Origin of the sequence: Lysobacter dokdonensis DS-58 (genome assembly GCF_000770795.1) — a bacterium.
GTDB classification, from domain to species: Bacteria; Pseudomonadota; Gammaproteobacteria; order Xanthomonadales; family Xanthomonadaceae; genus Noviluteimonas; species Noviluteimonas dokdonensis.
On sequence record NZ_JRKJ01000021.1, the window covers coordinates 182,577 to 199,922 of the forward strand.

Genomic DNA, 17,346 nt, shown 5'->3' on the forward strand with positions numbered 1-17,346 from the left:
GCGGCCTGCCAAGGTGTCGTAACGTGCGCGCAGGCCGGGGAGGGGACCCGGCGCCGCAGGCCAGGGGAGTGGCGCGCGTGGCTTCGATCTATGCGTTGAAGGGGCGTTTCCAGGACCTGTTGCGCCCGTTGGTCCGCAAGTTGCACGCGATCGGGGCGACCGCCAACCAGGTGACCGTCGCCGCGGCGGTGCTGTCGCTGGCCGTGGCCGCGCTAGTGTGGTGGCGCGCGGGCACGCAGCCTGCGGTGTTCGCGCTGCTGCCGGCGTGGCTGTTCGTGCGCATGGCGATGAACGCCATCGACGGCATGCTCGCGCGCGAGTTCGGCCAGCAATCGCGGCTGGGCGCCTACCTCAACGAACTGAGCGATGTCATCGCCGACGCGGCGCTGTATCTCAGCCTGCTTGCGGTTCCGGGCATCGCGGCATGGCCGTTGCTGCTGTTCGCCGGGCTGGCCTTCCTCACCGAATACGCCGGCGTGCTCGGCACGATGGTGCGCGCGTCGCGCCGTTACGACGGCCCGATGGGCAAGAGCGACCGCGCCTTCGTCGTCGGCCTGCTGGGCCTGCTTCTGTCGTTCGAACTGATCGACGCGCGCATCGTGCAGTGGGTGGTCCTGATCGCCGCGGCGCTGTGCATCGTCACCACCGTGCGCCGCATCCGCGGCGGCCTCAAGGAGCAGACGGCTTGAAATCCCAGGATTTCCGCGCACACGAAGAGCGCGCGTTCACCACGTTCGACGACACACAATTGTTCTACCGCCACTGGCCCGCGACGCAGGACGGCGCGCGCCGCGCGATCGTGCTGCTGCATCGCGGCCATGAACACTCCGGCCGCGTGATGCACCTGGCCGACGAACTCGGCCTGCCCGGCCACGAGATTTTCGCCTGGGACGCGCGCGGCAACGGGCGCTCGCCCGGCACGCGCGGCGATGCCCCGGGGTTCGAGGCGCTGGTCCGCGATCTGGACACGTTCATCCGGCACATCGGCGAAGAGCATGGCATCGCGGCGGAGAACATCGCGGTGGTCGCGCAGAGCGTCGGCGCGGTCGTCGCGGCGACGTGGGTGCATGACTATGCGCCGCGCCTGCGCGCGCTCGTGCTGGCGTCGCCGGCCTTCAAGGTGAAGTTGTACGTGCCCTTCGCTCGCCCCGGCCTGCGCCTGATGCACAAGCTGCGTGGCAACTTCTTCGTGAACTCGTACGTCAAGCCGCAGTGGCTGACGCACGACGCCGGGCGTGTGGCGAGCTACGCCGCCGATCCGCTGATCACGCGGCCGATTTCCGTGCGCGTGCTGCTGGGCTTGTACGACACCGCCGAGCGCATCGTCGCCGATTCGCAGGCCATCACCGTACCGACGCAATTGCTCGTGTCGGGCGCGGACTTCGTCGTGCATCGCGGCCCGCAGGATCGCTTCTACGAAGGCCTGGGATCGCCGATCAAGGAACGCCACCTGCTGCCGGGGTTCTTCCACGACACACTCGGCGAGCGCGACCGCGCGCCTGCCATCGCGAAGATCCGCAGCTTCATCGAAGCGCGCTTCGCGGAAGCCTGGTCGCGTCCGGACCTGCGCGACGCGCATCGCCGCGGCCCGACCTTCGAGGAATCCGAACGCCTCGCCTGGCCGCCCGAACGCTGGAGCCTGGCAGACCTGCGCTGGCGCTTCACGCGTGCGTCGCTTCGGTTCGGCGGCACGTTGTCGGAAGGCGTGAAACTCGGCCTGGACACGGGCTTCGACTCGGGGAGCACGCTCGACTACGTGTATCGCAACCAGGCGCGCGGCCGGACGTTCCTCGGCCGCATGATCGACCGCAACTACATCGATGCGATCGGCTGGCGCGGGATCCGCGTGCGTCGCGAGCACCTGCACGCGCTGATCGGCGAAGCGATGCGGCGCCTGCGCGTGGATGGGCAAGCGGTGCATGCGATGGACATCGCCGCAGGGCACGGCCGTTATGCGCTGGAAGCACTGACCGGTAGCGCAGGCGGCGGCGGACGCGCCGACAGCATCCTGCTGCGCGATTACAGCGACATCAACGTCGCGCAGGGCCGTGCGCTGATCGCGCAACTTGGCGCACAGGACATCGCGCGTTTCGAGCAGGCCGATGCGTTCGATCGCGCGTCGCTCGCCGGCGTCTCACCCCGACCGACGCTCGCCATCGTGTCGGGCCTGTACGAACTGTTCCCCGACAACGACGCGGTGTTCCGTTCGCTGCAGGGGATCGCCGACGCGGTGCCGCCCGGCGGGTATCTCGCCTATACCGGGCAGCCGTGGCATCCGCAGCTCGAATTCATCGCGCGTGCGTTGACGAGCCATCGTGGTGGAGCGTCCTGGGTCATGCGCCGCCGCACGCAGCAGGAAATGGACGAGCTCGTGCGTGCCGCCGGCTTCGAGAAGGTGGACCAGCGCATCGACCCGTGGGGCATCTTCACCGTCTCGCTCGCGCGGCGGGTCGGCGCGTGACAACAGGCTCGCGCCCGTGGCGGCGCGCGCTCGCGTGGCTGTCGCTGCTCGGGCCGCTGTTTTTCGCGAGCTACGGGTTCGCCAACGCGATGGCAGCACGCGCGACCGACGTGCGCAGCATCGTCTTCGCGTGGGAGTCGCACGTGCCGTTCCTCGCGTGGACGATCGTCCCGTACTGGTCGATCGACTTCTTCTACGCCGCCTCGTTGTTCACGTGCCGCGACAAGCGCGAAGTCGACACGCATGCATTGCGTCTGCTGACCGCACAGGTCGTGTCGGTCGCGTGTTTCCTGATTTGGCCGCTGCGCTTCGCCTTCACGCGCCCGGAGACCGACGGGCTGTTCGGCTGGATGTTCGACGTGTTGCTGGGGTTCGACAAGCCATTCAACCAGGCGCCGTCGCTGCACATCGTGCTGCTCGTGATCCTGTGGGTGCGCTACGGGACGCTCGCGCGCGGCGCGTGGCGCTGGTTGCTGCATGCGTGGTTCGCATTGATCGGCGTATCGGTCCTGACGACGTTCCAGCATCACTTCATCGACATTCCCACCGGCGCGCTCGCGGGGTGGGTCTGCGTGTGGTTGTGGCCGGCCGAAGGGCGCGCGCCCTGGCGCGGCGCGGCGTGGGCGCGCGATGCGAAGCGGTGGCGGCTCTGCGCTGCGTACGCGGCCGGTGCGCTCGCGTGCACCGCGCTCGCGGTGTGGCTGCGTGGGGTCGCGTGGTGGTTGCTGTGGCCCGCGGTCTCGCTGTCGCTCGTCGCGCTCAACTATTCGGTGCTCGGCGCTGCGGGCTTCCAGAAGTCGACGTCCGACGGGCGGCTGTCGATGGCATCGCGCTGGTTGTTCGCGCCGTATCTGACCGCTGCGTGGATCAACTCGCGCTGGTGGACCCGCGCCGCCCCGCGCCCGGTGCATGTCGCGGACGACGTGTGGCTCGGTCGGTTGCCGGGACGCGGCGAGCGCGATGGGTTCGACGTGGTGGTCGATGTCAGCGCGGAACTGTCGATGCCCGCTGCGCGCCCCACCGACGTATTCCGGCCGATGCTTGATCTCGTCGTGCCGGAAGCGGCGCAGCTGAAGGGTGTGGCGCGTGATATCGAAGCGGCGCGCGTGCGTGGTCGCGTGCTGGTCTGCTGCGCGCTGGGTTACTCGCGCAGCGCAGCGTCGATCGCCGCGTGGTTGGTCGACAGCGGGCGCGCGGCATCGGCGTCGGTGGCAATCGAACGCGTCCGCGCGGCGCGCCCGCAGATCGTGCTCGGGCACGCACATCAACGGGTGATCGCGTGACCGCGCCGATGGACTTGCGCGTGATGGGGACGTTGCTGCGGCAGGGGCGCCGGGTCGATGCGTGTTCGGGTGGGGTCGCGTTCGTCGCGGTTGCATGGCTGGTGGCGATGACGTTCGCAACGGCCGATGTCACGGTCGTCGCGTGCCTGGTCGCGAGCCTCGGGTTCGCCGCATGGCGTGCGTGGCTGGGGGTGCGCATCGCGTTCGATGCCGGGCTGTTCCTCGCTGCCGCCGATGCGGGCACGCCAGGGCAGGCCGCGGAGGCGCTCGATCGCAGCCTGATCGCACTGCGCTTGGTCGCACCGGAACGCGCCGGCCGCGATTGGCCTGCGCGATGGCAAGGGGCGCGCGCCCTGATGCGCACCCATTTCATCGCCGCCACATGCCAGTGCGCGGTCTTCGCGGTCGCGCTCGCGGTCGCCGTGTCGAAGGGAACCTGATCGCATGTTCGCAGGGATGCTCGCCGCGGGATTCCGCTTCGCGATTCGCGCCATCACCGGCGCGCGCGCGATCTGGCGCGCGCCGCCGTCGCGCGAGTTGTGCGTGTACTACGGCAACCACTCCAGCCACGGCGATTTCGTGCTGCTGTGGTCGGCGTTGCCGCCCGCGCTGCGCGGCACGGTGCGGCCGGTGGCGGGCGCGGATTACTGGAACCGCGGCGCGCTGCGGCGTTACATCATCCGCGCGGTGTTCAACGGCGTGCTGATCGACCGCGATGCCGCGCAGCGCACGCACGACCCCATCGATACGTTGTGCGAAGCGATCGACGGCGGGCATTCGCTGATCCTCTTCCCGGAAGGCACGCGCAACCCGGGCGACGGGCTGCTGCCCTTCAAGAGCGGCCTGTACCACCTGGCGCGCAAGCGGGCGGAAGTGGACTTCGTGCCGGTGTGGCTGGAAAACCTGGCGCGCGTGATGCCGAAGGGGAAGATCCTGCCGCTGCCCTTGTTGTGCACCGCGACCTTCGGCGAGCCGCTGCGGTTGCGCGACCACGAAGAAAAACAAGCGTTCCTCGACCGCGCGCGCGATGCGTTGCTCGCGCTCGCCCCCCGCAACGGATCGACGCCATGATCGAGTTCCTGCGCCAATGGCCGCAGACGGTGCTGCTGTTCGGCGGCATCTTCGCGGTCCTGATCCTCGCCACCGCCATCGCCGAGGCGCTGCGCTGGCGCACGCGCGGGCGGCCGAACACGGTGGTGGACAATCTCGTCGCACGCATCCGCGCATGGTGGGTGATGGCGGCGGTGATGGCCGCGGCCTTCTGGCTCGGGCGCACCGGGATGATCGTGCTGTTCGCGCTCGTCTCGTTGTTCGCGCTGCGCGAGTTCATCACGCTGACGCCGACGCGCCGCAACGATTACTGGGCGCTTGCGGTCGCGTTCTATCTCGTCTTGCCGGGACAGTACTGGCTGGTCTACACCGACTGGTACGGCATGTACACGCTCCTGATCCCCGTGTACGCCTTCCTGCTGCTGCCGATCCTGTCCACGCACGGCGGCGACACCACGGCGTTCCTGGAGCGCACCTCGAAGGTGCAGTGGGGCCTGATGATCTGCGTGTTCTGCATCTCGCACGTGCCGGCGCTGCTGAACCTGCACATCCCCGGTTTCGAAGGACGCAACCTGCTGCTGATCGCGTTCCTGGTGATCGTCGTGCAGTCCTCGGACGTGTTGCAGTACCTGTGGGGCAAGCTCGCGGGCAAGCACCTGATCGCGCCGCGTCTGTCGCCGTCGAAGACCGTCGAAGGCTTCGTGGGCGGCGTGGCGTCGGCCACCGCGCTCGGCGCGGCCCTGTGGTGGATCACGCCGTTCACGCCGTGGCAGGCCGCTGGCCTGGCGCTGGTGGTGAACCTGATGGGCTTCTGGGGCGGGCTGGTGATGTCGGCGATCAAGCGCGATCGCGGCATCAAGGATTGGGGCCACATGATCGAAGGCCACGGCGGCGTGCTCGACCGGCTGGACTCGGTGTGTTTCGCGGCGCCCGTGTTCTTCCACTTCATCCGCTACTGGTGGACATGACGCCGCACCGCGCGGCGCGTCACTCGGCCAGGCCGTAGTCCCGCAACTTCTTGCGCAGCGTGGCGCGATGGATGCCGAGCATGGTGGCCGCGCGGCTCTGGTTGCCTTCGCAGTGGTTCAACACTTCGGCGAACAGCGGGATCTCGAGCTCGCGCAGCGCGATGTTGTACAGGTCCTGCGTTTCGCAGCCGTCCATGTCGCGCAGGTAGCGGCGAACGGAATTGGCGACGTGGTCGCGCAACGGCGGGCGATTGCCGGGGCGGGTGTCTTGTCGGTCGGCGGCGGCGTTCAAACTGCTTCCCCTGTCGCGTTGGCGCACCCGCCCAGGCCGAACGGGAGGGGGAGTCTAGCGCGGCAATTAGGACGGCGCATCACTTGCGAGCGACCGCTCAGCGGAATTCGAAACTGAAGGCGACCACGCCGGGCGCGGGTTCGACCACCGCCAGGGAGATGGCCGCGGTCTGGCCGGGGGCGAGCGTCGATTGCGTGGTGGCGCCATCCCCGAGATATTCGCGCGCGGTGAACGCACGCGTGCCGAGCACGCGCCCGTCGATGTCCGACAACGTCACCACCAGGCGCGGCCAGGCCTGCGCCCAGCGCGCATCGTTGCGGAAACTCGCGTCGATCTGGAGCGTCCCCGCGGCCGTCGCATGCGGTCGCACGTCGCGGCTGAGCATCGTGAAAGATTCAGGATCGCGCCACGCGGGCAGCGTGCACTGCAACACGCCGCACAGCGCCGAAATCGTCGGCCGCCAGCGCGCGCTCGCGGCCAGCGCATCGCGTTGCGCGAGCAGCAGTTGCAATGCGAGCAACAACGACAACGCACCGATAGTCGCCAACGACGTCCAACGCGCCGGCATCGCGCCGCGCAAACCGGCGCGCGTGCGGGCGAAGCTCGGCGCCGTCGTGGTCGCGCGGGGTTTCTTGACCGTCGGCAACGGAACGATGGGCGCCTCGGGCGGAACAGGCGCAGGCGTTGGCGCAGGAGGTTCAGGCGCTTGTTCTGGCGCGGGTTCCGGAGCGGATTCGGCGACGGGCGCGGGCGCGGGGGCCGAGGCGCGCAGTGCTTCGACCGCGAGCGCGGCTTCCACCGGGGTTTGCGCAAGCGGGATGAATTCGATCGGCGCCGTTTCGATGGCGATGGGGTCGATGGACGCCTCGATGGGCGTCGTCTCGGCGACGGGCGCATCCACCACGGACGCCGCTTGCGCTTCGGCCGCGCGCCTGGCGGCGCGTTCGCGCAGCGATGGCACGGGTTTGACGCTCGCTTTTTTCTTCGTCTCTTCCGTCGCGGGTTCGGCTTTCGCGGCCGGCGGTGCGACCTTCGGCTTCGGCGTGGGTTTCAGCGACTTGAACAATGCCGCGACGCGCACCGACAACGAGGGACCCGGAACGCGCGCGGGCTTGGGCGGCGCGTGCGGTGTGGCGGCGGGCGCGGGTTTCGGCTCCGGTTCGCGTTTGCGCTTCGCCGGCTTGTCCGCGGTTTTGGATGCGCGCGCCTTGCGTGGCGGTTTTTGCGCCATCGCGGCGATGAAGTCGTCGGCGTTGCGCGCGGAGGGTGCGGGTTCGGGCTCGGGTTCCGGTTCGACCGGCGCGGCTTCGGCCGGCGCCGATTCGACCGCCGGCGCATCCGGCATGACGGCGTCGTTCTCGGCAACCTCCGGAGTCTCCGCGACGACCTGCGCCTCCCCCTCCATCGGCTTGCCGCAACTCGGGCACGCCGCCGGCGGCCGCCCGCTGCGCGGATCGACCGTGACCAGGTACTGGCAGTGGGGACACAGGACGAACATGCGGCTATTCAAGCACGCCGCCGCGCGAACAGCTCAGCTGCAACGCACGCCGTCGATGCGAATCCAGTCACCTTCCTGCGCGACGGCCAGGGCGTCGAACCATTCCCCGTAACGGTCGAGCAGGGCGTCTTCCTGGCCTGCGAGGATGCCCGACAGCGCAATCCGCCCACCGGGCGCCACGCGCGCGGCCAGGAGGTCCGCAAGCGCATCGAGCGCGGAGGCGAGGATGTTGGCGACGACCACCGGGTACTGCGCGGCGGGTTCGTCGTCGGGCAGGAACACGTTCATGCGATCGGCGATGCCGTTGCGTTGCGCGTTGTCGGCCGTGGCGATCAGCGCCTGCGGGTCGTTGTCGACGCCCACCGCGCGCGCCGCACCCAGCTTGAGCGCCGCGAGCGCGAGGATGCCCGAGCCGCAACCGAAGTCGAGCACGGTCCGGCCGTCGAGTTCGCCGGCCTGCGCGAGCGCATCGAGCCACTGCAGGCATAACGACGTGGTCGGATGCGTGCCCGAACCGAACGCCAGGCCCGGATCCAGGCGCACCACCGCGGCATCGTGCGCCTGCGCTTCGACGGGCAGCTCGCGATTCCACGGCACGATCCACGTACGCGCGCCGAAGGCGAGCGGCACGTACTGGTCCATCCAGGCGCGCTCCCAATCCTGGTCTTCGACCTTGCGGAAGCTGGCCTGCGACCAGTCGAGATCGGGATCGAACGCTTCCAGCGATGCGAGCAGCACGAGGCCATCGGTGTCGGCATCGAACAACGCCGACAACGCGATCTCGCCCCACAACGGCGTCTGACCGACGCCCGGCTCCAGGATCGCGTGTTCGTTCGGGGTATCGACGTCGGCGTCGAGCAGGGTCACGGCGAGCGCGCCGACATCGTCGAGCGCGCGTTCGTAACGCGGTTGGTCCGCTTCGCGGCAGCGCAGCGTGAGTTCGAGCCAGGGCATGGGCGGCAGTGTAACCGCCCGTGCGCGATCAGCGGCCGAGCAAGCCCTTGAGGAACTTCTTGCCCTTCGACTCGGTGGGCTGTTGCTGCTGCTGTTGGCCGTCCTGCTGCGCCGACTGGCCCGCGTCGACCGGCATGCCGAGCATCGCCATCGTCGTGGACTTGTTGCGCACGCGCACGTTCCATTCCGGATTCCACGCGGCGGCCAACTTGGGATCGGACGGCTTCGGCGGATACACGATGTGCGTTTCGGGCCCGTAGGCGATCATCGACATCATCCCGCCGCCGGGCTCGCCGTTCTTGCCGGCGAAGATGCCCTTCGGCATCGCGCAAGAAGTGACGGTCGGCGCAAGGACGACCTTCTCCTTGATCCACTTGTCGACGGTGGACGGCGCGACGTAATCGATGATCTGCATGCCGGCGTCGGGTACTTCGGAGCTGCTCCACAACACCATCGCGTCGTCCTGCGTGCCGAACGCGGCGAGGAAGTAACCCTTGGCGCGATCCACCGGCTTCCAGTTCCAGGTCTGGCCCGTCGCGAGCGCACCGGAGCTGCTCAGCGCGATGGCCGGCATGAAATCCTGCTGCTGTGTCAGGTCGAACTTCATCGACTCGGGGATCTTCGCGCCCTCGATGTCGTGGTTGCCGACGAGCGAGGCGCCGTTGGGCACCATCTTGCGCATCTTCTCGTTCGGCCAAAGTGCGTAGCGGGGGTCGACTTTCGCGTCGCGGTTGGGCGCGTAACGGCCCGACATCGCGCTCGCGTATTGCGTGCCGCTGGTCGTGACCTTGCCGTTCTTCATCTCGAACTTGATCTCGCGCGGCTGGCCGGCGCGCACTTCGGTGCCGCAACCCCAATAGATGAGGATGCGCGCCTTCGCGTTGCCGTCGGCGGTGCCGTAGGTGGCCTTGCCGCCGGGTTCGGACGGCGCTTGCGCCTTGGGCGGCACGAGCGGCAGCGTCTTGCCGAGCTGCATGCCGGTGGGAATCAGGTCTTCGGCCTCGGCGCCGGGATTGAGCTGGTTGAGCAGCGCGACATCGAGATAGCGTCCCGGCATGCCCGGCTGTTGCGCGGCGCCGTAATGGTTCTGCGCGGCGTCGCCGCCGAACATGCGCATCGCGAAGCCGCCGACGCCACCGCCCATCTCGCCCATGCCGGGCACGCCCGACATGGTGTGCGTGGCCACGTCCATCCACAGTTGCGTCTTCGGCAATTTGCCCGACTGGCTCGCCGCGGGCAGCGCGAGCAGTGCGGCGACGAGCGCGGTGGCGAGCAGGGCGCGTTTGGTGTTGCGGATGAGCGAGCTGCGCATACGAACCTCGAAACTGGAACGGGAACGAAAACACCCGCGGGATTGGCGGGTGTGTTGGTGGAAACGGGGGTTGCCCGCGCGACCGGCCAGTCATGCCGGGCGTCGGCGTATGCATCCGTTCAGAAAGCGCTGCCGCTCAGCCTTCGCGGCGCTCCTGCGCCTGTCGCGCAAGGATCCAGTCGCGCCTGCGGCGCAACAACACGACGCCGCCATGCAGGTAATGCAGGCTGAAGGCGATCGTCAGGCCGATCAACAACAGGTGCCAATGCCCGCGCAGCATCGCGTCGGGATAGCGATGCACGAGCCACCACGCGATCGCCTGGAACGTGATCGCCGCCGGCATCAGCATCACGATGTTGGCGCGTTGATCGCGCACGATGTCTTCGTAGAGCAGGCGTTCTTCCTCGGTCGCGAAATCGTGCGCCTGCGACTGCACGACGCGCAGGTCCCACGCATACAACCCCCACACCGCGGCGGCGTAACAGGCATTGAGTGCGAACCACGAACGCGGATCGGCGACCTGCGTCAACGCCGCCGCTTCGATCAGCGTCGCACCGAAGTACCCGAACGTGTGCCCGAACTCCAGCGGCCACCCGATGAAGCTCAGCGTGTGGATGAGCGAACGCGACCAGAAGATCAGCACGACGAGCAGGCCCGTGAAGATGTACGGCCACGTCGTGTATTGCAGTTGCAGCAGCGGTTGCACGGCCGCAGTGGCGAGCATCGCGAGCGCGAGGCCCTGGATGATCGAGATCAGCGTCAGCTCGATGCCGACGACGGTCTTGTCGAGGTCGGTCTTGGCTTCGCGGCGGAAGTCGGGCATCGACGTTCTCCTCGAAACGAAGCACCCCGCCGGAGCGGGGTGCGTGTGCGTCAAACGATCGACAGCGACTTCTCTTTCCGTTCCGCGAGCCGCTTTTCCAGATAGTGGATGTTCTGCCCGCCTTGCTGGAAACCGCCGTCGGCGAGGATGCGCTGCTGTAACGGGATGTTCGTCTTGATGCCGTCGACGACCATCTCGCTCAGCGCCACGCGCATGCGCGCGATGGCTGTCGCGCGGTCCGGGCCGTGCACGATGAGCTTGCCGATCATCGAGTCGTAGTTGCTCGGCACGCGGTAGCTTTCGTAGATGTGGCTGTCCACGCGCACGCCCGGGCCGCCCGGTGCGTGGAAGTGCTGGATCAGGCCGGGGCACGGCATGAACGTGTCCGGGTCCTCGGCGTTGATGCGGCACTCGATGGCGTGCCCGTTGAGCACGATGTCTTCCTGCCGGATCGACAGCTTGTGGCCGGCGGCGATCATCAACTGCTCGCGCACGAGGTCGATGCCCGTGACCATCTCGGTCACCGGGTGTTCGACCTGGATGCGGGTGTTCATTTCGATGAAGTAGAAGCGCCCGTTTTCGTAGAGGAACTCGAACGTGCCCGCACCGCGGTAGCCGATGCGGATACACGCTTCCACGCACACGCGACCGATTTCCGCGCGCTGCTCCGGCGTGATGCCCGGCGCCGGCGCTTCTTCGACGACCTTCTGGTGGCGGCGCTGCATGGAGCAGTCGCGTTCGCCCAGGTGGATCGCGTTGCCCTGGCCGTCGGCGAGCACCTGGATCTCCACGTGGCGCGGGTTCTCCAGGAATTTCTCCATGTAGACCATGTCGTTGGAGAACGCGGCCTTCGCCTCGGTCTTCGTGGTCTGGATGGCGTTGTGCAGGTGCGCTTCGGTGTGGACCACGCGCATGCCGCGGCCGCCGCCGCCGCCGGCGGCCTTCACGATCACCGGATAGCCGATCTCGCGCGCGATCTTGACGTTGGTGGCCGCGTCGTCGCCGAGCGGTCCGCCGCTGCCGGGCACGCACGGCACGCCCGCGGCCTTCATGGCGCGGATCGCTTCGACCTTGTCGCCCATCAGGCGGATGGTGTCGGCCTTCGGGCCGATGAAGACGAAGCCGGAGTTCTCGACGCGTTCGGCGAAGTCTGCGTTCTCGCTGAGGAAGCCGTAGCCCGGGTGGATCGCCTGCGCGTCGGTGACTTCCGCCGCGGCGATGATCGAAGCCATGTTGAGGTAACTGTCGGTGGACGGCGCGGGGCCGATGCACACCGATTCGTCGGCCATGGCGACATGCTTGAGGTTGCGGTCGACAGTGGAATGCACCGCGACCGTGCGGATGCCGAGCGCGTGGCACGCGCGCAGGATGCGCAGCGCGATTTCTCCGCGGTTGGCGATGACGACTTTGTCCAGCATCGTGGCGACCTCAGCCGATCACGAAGAGCGGTTCGTCGAATTCGATCGGCTGACCGCTTTCCACGAGGACCTTCAGCACCGTGCCCGACACGTCGGCCTCGATGGGGTTGAACATCTTCATCGCCTCGATGATGCCGAGCGTGTCGCCGGCCTTCACCGCCTGGCCGACGGTGACGAACGCGGGCTTGTCGGGGGAGGGCGAGGCATAGAACGTCCCGACCATCGGCGCGCGGACGACGTGGCCTTCCGGCAGGTCGGAGGCCTTGGCGCTGCCGCCGCTGACGCCTTCGGTCGGGCCCGCCATCGGCATCACCGGCGCGGGGCGCGATTCGACGTGCATCGGCATGACCTGCGGGGCGGCGACGGTCACGCCGCCGCGCGGCACGCGCGCCAGGCGGACGGACTCTTCGCCTTCCTTGATCTCGATCTCGGCGAGGTTGGATTCTTCGAGGAGATCGATGAGTTTCTTGATTTTGCGCAGGTCCATGGCGGGCCTCAGGGTGCGGTGTCGGTGGGAGTGAGCCGCTGCAGGGCGGCGTCGAGCGCGAGCCGGTAGCTCGCCGCGCCGAAACCCGCGACGACGCCGACGGCGATGTCGCTGAAGTAGCTGGTGCGGCGGAACGGTTCCCGCGCGTGCGGGTTGGACAGGTGGACTTCGATGAAGGGCAGGGCGACCGCCGCCAGCGCGTCGCGGAGGGCGACGGAGGTGTGCGTGAACCCGGCCGGGTTGATCAGTGCGAAGGCGGTGCCGTCGGTGCGGGCGGCCTGGATGCGCTCGACCAAAACGTGCTCGGCGTTGGACTGCAGGCTTTCGATGGCATGCCCGGCGGACTGCGCACGTTGCGCGAGGTCCGCGTCGATCTGCGCGAGGGTCGTGCGGCCATAGACCTCCGGCTCGCGCGTGCCGAGCAGGTTGAGGTTGGGGCCATGCAGGACCAGCAGCTTCGCCATCGATGGGGCCAGCGGGACGGACGCGCAGTCTGGCCGAACCCACCCGGTGTGTCCAGAAGCGAAGCCGCAGTTCTCTACCGTATCGACGAAGTTCGCAGGACTTATGCCGACCTTTGAGTAAGCCCTCTAATCCTTTGCCCAGCCTGCGATTTCCCCTTCTTCGAAGGGCCCGATCCGTTGTTTCAGCAGCCGCCCGTCGGCGGACACCAGCACCGAATAGGGGAGGACGCCCTTCGGATTGCCCAGGCGGACGCCGGCATCGGCAGGACCCGGGGTATCGACGAGGATCGGGTAGGTGACGCCGGTGCGGTCGACGAAGGCGCGGACGGCGTCGACATCGTCCAGCGCGATGCCGACGACTTGCACGCCATTGCCGGCCTGTTCCTTCGAGAACGCCTGCAACGCGGGCATCTCCTTCACGCACGGGCCGCACCAGCTGGCCCAGACGTTGATCAGCACCGGGCGCCCCGCGTACTGCGCGGGCACCGTGACCCTGCTGCGATCCAGGCCGCGCAACGCGAAGTCCGGAACGCGTTCGCCGCGCTCGGCGACTTCGACGCCCTCCGGCACCGGCGGCGCCGATGCCTGCATCGCGGAGTTGAGTGCGCGCTGCCCGACCTCGGTCCGCCACAGCGGCCCGGCGCCCGAGGTCAGCAGACTCGCGACCACGCCGAGCGCGCCCGCGGCCAATGCGACCAGAACGACCTTCGTCGTGGTGTTCATCGCGCCGCGCCGTGTTGCGCGCGCTCGACGAACGCGTCGGCTTCCTCGAATCCGGTCAGCCGCAGTTCGCGCCGCTCCCGCCCATCGCGGAAGAACAGCGACATCGGTGGGCCGATGATCCCGAAGCGCTGCATGAGCGCCTGGTCCTGCGCGTCGTTCGCGGTCACGTCCGCCTGCAACAACACGTAGTCGCGCAACGCCGCGTGCACCTTGGGCTGCGTGAAGACGTACTTCTCCATCTCCTTGCAGCTCACGCACCAGTCGGCATAGAAATCGAGCATCAGCGGCTTGCCGGCCGCGCGCGCGGCCGCGACTTCGCGATCGAGATCGGCGACGGACTTGATGCGCTTGAAGGCGATCGCCTCGCGCTGCTCGCCGCGCAAACCGGAGAGCGGTTGCAGGGGATCGTGCCCGCCGGCGAATCCGCCCAGCAGTTCCGCGGCGCCCACGACCGCAAGCACCAGGCCAGCGAAACGGGCCGCCAACCGCGAGCGCGGTTTGCTGCCGAGCGTGAACGCCCACGTCGCCGCACCGAGCGCGAGCAATCCCCACAGCGCAAGCGTCCATGCCGCCGGGATCACGCGCGAGATCATCCAGATCGCAAGGCCGAGGAACACGAACCCGAAGACACGCTGCACGGCCATCATCCACGGCCCGCTCGTCGGCATGCCGCGGCCGGCGGCGATCCCGAACGCAATCAGCGGCGCGCCCATGCCGAGCGCGAGCAGGAACAAGGCGGCGCCGCCGAGCACCGGATCGCGCGTCTGCGCGATGTACAGCACCGCGCCCATCAACGGCGGTGCGACGCACGGCCCGACGATCAACGCCGACAACGCGCCCATCGCAGCCACGCCCACCCACGAGCCGCCGCGCTGGCGGTCGCTCGCCGCGCCAAGGCGCGCGCGCAGGCCCGCCGGCAATTGCAGTTCATACAAGCCGAACATCGACAACGACAACACGACGAACAACAACGCGAACGCACCGAGCACCCACGCGTTCTGCATCGCCGCCTGCAGGTTGGCCGCCGCGCCGAGCAACCCGGCGAACACGCCCGCGATGGTGAACACCACCGCGCTCGCGAGCACGTACACCGCCGACAACGAGAAACCGCGCCATGCACCGATGCGTTCGCCGCGGCCGGCGATCAGGCCCGAGAGGATCGGCACCATCGGCAATACGCAGGGGGTGAACGCCAGGCCCAGCCCGTAGACGAAGAACAACAACAACGTCCACGCGCGCTGCTTGCCGCCGAGGTTTTGCGCGAGGCGCTGGTCTTCGGCGAGCGTCGGCACATCCGCCGCCGGGGCCGATACCTCGCCCGCAGGCAAGGACACGGGCAAGGCGCGCGTCATCACCGGATAGCAGATCCCGCCGTCCTGGCAGCCCTGGAATGTCACGCGCAGCGTCCCATCGACCGGGCGTGCATGCGTGCGGCGCACGGGCACCGCGACATCGACCGGATCGAAGAACACCACGACATCGCCGAAGTGTTCGTCGCGGTATTGCCTGCCCCCGGGCCACTTCGGCGCGCCGAGCGTGATGCCCTCGCCATCGAAGGCGAGCTGCGTCTTGTCGCGGTAGAGGTAATAGCCCGGCGCCGGCGCGAAGCGCACGAGCAGGCCGTTGCCGCCATCGGCGATCGCTTCGATGGTGAAGGCCTGCGCTTCGGGCAACGGTTCGCCTTTCGCGACGCCGAACTGCAACGGCCCCGCGGGCGCGGGTGCATCGAACAAGCGCGAAGCCGCCGCCGACGGCAACGCGACCTGCACCATGCGCGTCTGCGGCGGATAGCACACGCCCACGTCCGCGCAGCCCTGGTACTTCACTTTCAGCGTAACGGTGCCCGCGTCGTTGGCGGGCGTGCCGGTGACCTGCGCCTCCAGCGACGTCCGATACGTTTCGACATCGCCGAAGAATTCGTCGCGCTTGTGCTTGCCGGGCGGCATCGAGAGCGCGGCGCCGACGAAGTCCGAAGATTCGACCGAAGTGCGATGGCGATACAGGTAGTAGCCCGGAGCGATGCGCCAGGTCAGCGCGATGGTGTCGCGCGAAGACGCCTTCGCCTCGAAGGCGAAGGCCTGGTCCACCGGCAGGAGGTCTTTCTCGTCGACCCCGTGCGCACCGAAGGACGCCGCGCCCAGCAACAGGGCGAGCAACGCCGTCGTGGCGCGTCGGAAACACATCGTCATTGCGGTCTTGACCGATCAGGCGCCGAAACGGAGCGCCATAGCGTAACCGGGTCGCCCGGTGCGGCTAAGTGCCGCGATTTCAGTCGAGGCTGTCGTAATACGCGTCGGTGGTCATCAGCGACTTCCCGCGCGGACGGCCCGTGCGCTGGCTCGCGAGTTCTTCCATCAGCTCCACCAGCGCAAGGCGCGCGCGCACCGGGGCTTCGCGGAAGGCGACGAGCAGGCGTTGTTCGAGCGAGTCGTCGACAAGCAACGCATCGACCGCGGCGACCGAATCGAGCACCGTTTCGCGCGAGGGCGCCATCTGCCCGCGGCCCGTGGCGAGCCACTCGAACTGCACGCCCGTCACCATCGCGATTTCGCGCAGGTGCTTCACGCTGGGGTTCTTGCCTTGCGGCGCTTCCCAATGGCTGACGGCACTACGCTGCACGCCCACGGCCTGGGCGAGTTGCGTCTGCGACATGGCGGCGTGCCGTCGCGCGAGGCGGATGCGTTGTTGAGACGTCATGGTGGTTGCGGAGAAAAATCCATGCCAAGTGAAGGCGTGTCCGCACGTTACACACGCCAACTGCCGGTATGAAGCGCCAATGTTACCGCGCTTCACCCCGTGAATGATAATGGCAGCAACCTGTCTACTTTTGGTAGCGGGCACCAGCCCCGCGCTGGAACACAGGCTGTAAACGGCGGTTTTCGCTACCGCTACGCACCCATCCACGGCCGTTACCGCCCTTCACAAGGGGGACGAAGTCCGCAATTCTCGGCGCGTCGAAGGGACGTTCGGCAAGACAACGGACTGGGGGTGGAGGACGGGTGAGGGATCGCCCGCCACGGACCGGCAACTCCCGACCCCAGGGCGCGCACGGCCACGTGCGCGCCCTTTTTTCTCTGGAGCGTCTCCGCGGGACCCCCTCTGGCCCTTCCCCCTGCGCCAGCCGGAGGGGGTCCCCATCTCCCGGGGCCCTTGAAACCCCCGATCGCCATCCTCACGTCCTTGCCCGACCCGCGTTGCGGGCTTTATTTCGCGCGGACTTTGGCACTCGTTTCCCGCGACTGCTAGAATTCGCGCCCTTTCACCAGCCACATCAAGCACTTGCGAGGGTTGTCAATGAACATCAAGCCGCTCTACGACCGCGTGGTCATCAAGCGCATGGAAGAAGAAAAGCTGTCGGCCGGCGGGATCGTGATCCCGGACTCGGCGACGGAAAAGCCGATCAAGGGTGAAGTCGTCGCCGTCGGCGAAGGCAAGGTCTTCGACAACGGCTCGGTGCGCAGCCCGAAGGTCAAGGCCGGCGACAAGGTGTTGTTCGGCAAGTACAGCGGCACCGAAGTGAAGCTCGACGGCACCGAATACCTGGTCGTGAAGGAAGACGACATCCTCGCCGTCCTCGGCTGAGCGTCGCCCTTCGCATCGCACAAGAACAAAG

The 17,346-nt window shown here is 68.1% G+C and carries 18 protein-coding genes; 7 read left to right on the top strand and 11 right to left on the bottom strand.

From position 1 onward, the window contains the following. The first annotated feature begins 77 nt into the window (after positions 1 to 77). Genes LF41_RS13620 through LF41_RS13645 form a run of 6 tightly spaced genes read left to right on the top strand, consistent with a single transcriptional unit; the run spans position 78 to position 5,762 of the window. Positions 78 to 689, top strand: coding sequence for a CDP-alcohol phosphatidyltransferase family protein (locus LF41_RS13620; RefSeq protein ID WP_036170628.1), 612 nt, complete (start codon positions 78 to 80; stop codon positions 687 to 689). Then, the gene (locus tag LF41_RS13625; RefSeq protein ID WP_036170630.1) at positions 686 to 2,461 is read left to right on the top strand and encodes a bifunctional alpha/beta hydrolase/class I SAM-dependent methyltransferase; all 1,776 of its coding nucleotides are present in this window, start codon (positions 686 to 688) and stop codon (positions 2,459 to 2,461) included. Before LF41_RS13620 ends, LF41_RS13625 begins: the two co-directional genes overlap by 4 nt. Continuing rightward, on the top strand, positions 2,458 to 3,744 hold the full coding sequence (locus LF41_RS13630) for a phosphatase PAP2/dual specificity phosphatase family protein (protein WP_036170632.1): 1,287 nt from the start codon (positions 2,458 to 2,460) through the stop codon (positions 3,742 to 3,744). Before LF41_RS13625 ends, LF41_RS13630 begins: the two co-directional genes overlap by 4 nt. Then, complete coding sequence (locus tag LF41_RS17050) at positions 3,741 to 4,184, top strand: hypothetical protein (protein WP_036170634.1); 444 nt, start codon at positions 3,741 to 3,743, stop codon at positions 4,182 to 4,184. Before LF41_RS13630 ends, LF41_RS17050 begins: the two co-directional genes overlap by 4 nt. Positions 4,185 to 4,188: 4 nt before the next feature. Next, positions 4,189 to 4,815: a lysophospholipid acyltransferase family protein gene (locus LF41_RS13640; protein ID WP_036170643.1), complete on the top strand. Its 627-nt coding sequence runs from the start codon at positions 4,189 to 4,191 to the stop codon at positions 4,813 to 4,815. Continuing rightward, positions 4,812 to 5,762 (top strand): phosphatidate cytidylyltransferase, encoded by a 951-nt coding sequence (locus LF41_RS13645; protein ID WP_036170645.1) that lies wholly within the window; start codon positions 4,812 to 4,814, stop codon positions 5,760 to 5,762. The genes LF41_RS13640 and LF41_RS13645 overlap by 4 nt, the downstream gene beginning before the upstream one ends. A gap of 19 nt (positions 5,763 to 5,781) precedes the next feature. Here the strand turns inward: LF41_RS13645 and fis are convergent, their stop codons facing one another. The 11 genes from fis to LF41_RS16300 all read right to left on the bottom strand — a co-directional run bounded on the left by fis (position 5,782) and on the right by LF41_RS16300 (position 16,430). Then, positions 5,782 to 6,054 (bottom strand): DNA-binding transcriptional regulator Fis, encoded by a 273-nt coding sequence (gene fis / locus LF41_RS13650; protein ID WP_036170647.1) that lies wholly within the window; start codon positions 6,052 to 6,054, stop codon positions 5,782 to 5,784. A gap of 97 nt (positions 6,055 to 6,151) precedes the next feature. Next, complete coding sequence (locus LF41_RS16525) at positions 6,152 to 7,552, bottom strand: DUF3426 domain-containing protein (protein WP_237577789.1); 1,401 nt, start codon at positions 7,550 to 7,552, stop codon at positions 6,152 to 6,154. A gap of 33 nt (positions 7,553 to 7,585) precedes the next feature. Next, on the bottom strand, positions 7,586 to 8,506 hold the full coding sequence (prmA, locus tag LF41_RS13660) for a 50S ribosomal protein L11 methyltransferase (RefSeq protein ID WP_036170650.1): 921 nt from the start codon (positions 8,504 to 8,506) through the stop codon (positions 7,586 to 7,588). A gap of 28 nt (positions 8,507 to 8,534) precedes the next feature. Continuing rightward, the gene (locus LF41_RS13665) at positions 8,535 to 9,818 is read right to left on the bottom strand and encodes a hypothetical protein (protein WP_052116450.1); all 1,284 of its coding nucleotides are present in this window, start codon (positions 9,816 to 9,818) and stop codon (positions 8,535 to 8,537) included. Between the two features lie 136 nt (positions 9,819 to 9,954). Next, positions 9,955 to 10,641: a hypothetical protein gene (locus LF41_RS13670; RefSeq protein ID WP_036170653.1), complete on the bottom strand. Its 687-nt coding sequence runs from the start codon at positions 10,639 to 10,641 to the stop codon at positions 9,955 to 9,957. 50 nt (positions 10,642 to 10,691) lie between these two features. Then, positions 10,692 to 12,059, bottom strand: coding sequence for an acetyl-CoA carboxylase biotin carboxylase subunit (gene accC, locus LF41_RS13675; protein ID WP_036170655.1), 1,368 nt, complete (start codon positions 12,057 to 12,059; stop codon positions 10,692 to 10,694). Positions 12,060 to 12,069: 10 nt separating this feature from the next. Then, positions 12,070 to 12,546, bottom strand: coding sequence for an acetyl-CoA carboxylase biotin carboxyl carrier protein (gene accB, locus LF41_RS13680; RefSeq protein WP_036170657.1), 477 nt, complete (start codon positions 12,544 to 12,546; stop codon positions 12,070 to 12,072). Positions 12,547 to 12,554: 8 nt separating this feature from the next. Next, positions 12,555 to 13,010 carry a type II 3-dehydroquinate dehydratase gene (gene aroQ / locus LF41_RS13685; RefSeq protein WP_036170660.1) on the bottom strand — a complete coding sequence of 152 codons (456 nt, stop codon included), beginning with the start codon at positions 13,008 to 13,010 and terminating at the stop codon, positions 12,555 to 12,557. 126 nt (positions 13,011 to 13,136) lie between these two features. Beyond that, on the bottom strand, positions 13,137 to 13,733 hold the full coding sequence (locus tag LF41_RS13690; RefSeq protein ID WP_036170663.1) for a TlpA disulfide reductase family protein: 597 nt from the start codon (positions 13,731 to 13,733) through the stop codon (positions 13,137 to 13,139). Beyond that, positions 13,730 to 15,916 (bottom strand): protein-disulfide reductase DsbD, encoded by a 2,187-nt coding sequence (locus tag LF41_RS13695; protein WP_036170988.1) that lies wholly within the window; start codon positions 15,914 to 15,916, stop codon positions 13,730 to 13,732. Before LF41_RS13695 ends, LF41_RS13690 begins: the two co-directional genes overlap by 4 nt. An 85-nt stretch (positions 15,917 to 16,001) precedes the next feature. Continuing rightward, positions 16,002 to 16,430: a helix-turn-helix domain-containing protein gene (locus LF41_RS16300; RefSeq protein WP_084073651.1), complete on the bottom strand. Its 429-nt coding sequence runs from the start codon at positions 16,428 to 16,430 to the stop codon at positions 16,002 to 16,004. 597 nt (positions 16,431 to 17,027) lie between these two features. On the opposite strand from LF41_RS16300, the gene groES reads away from it, so the two are divergent. After that, positions 17,028 to 17,315, top strand: a complete 288-nt coding sequence (groES, locus tag LF41_RS13705; protein WP_036170665.1) for a co-chaperone GroES — start codon at positions 17,028 to 17,030, stop codon at positions 17,313 to 17,315. Positions 17,316 to 17,346 lie beyond the last annotated feature (31 nt).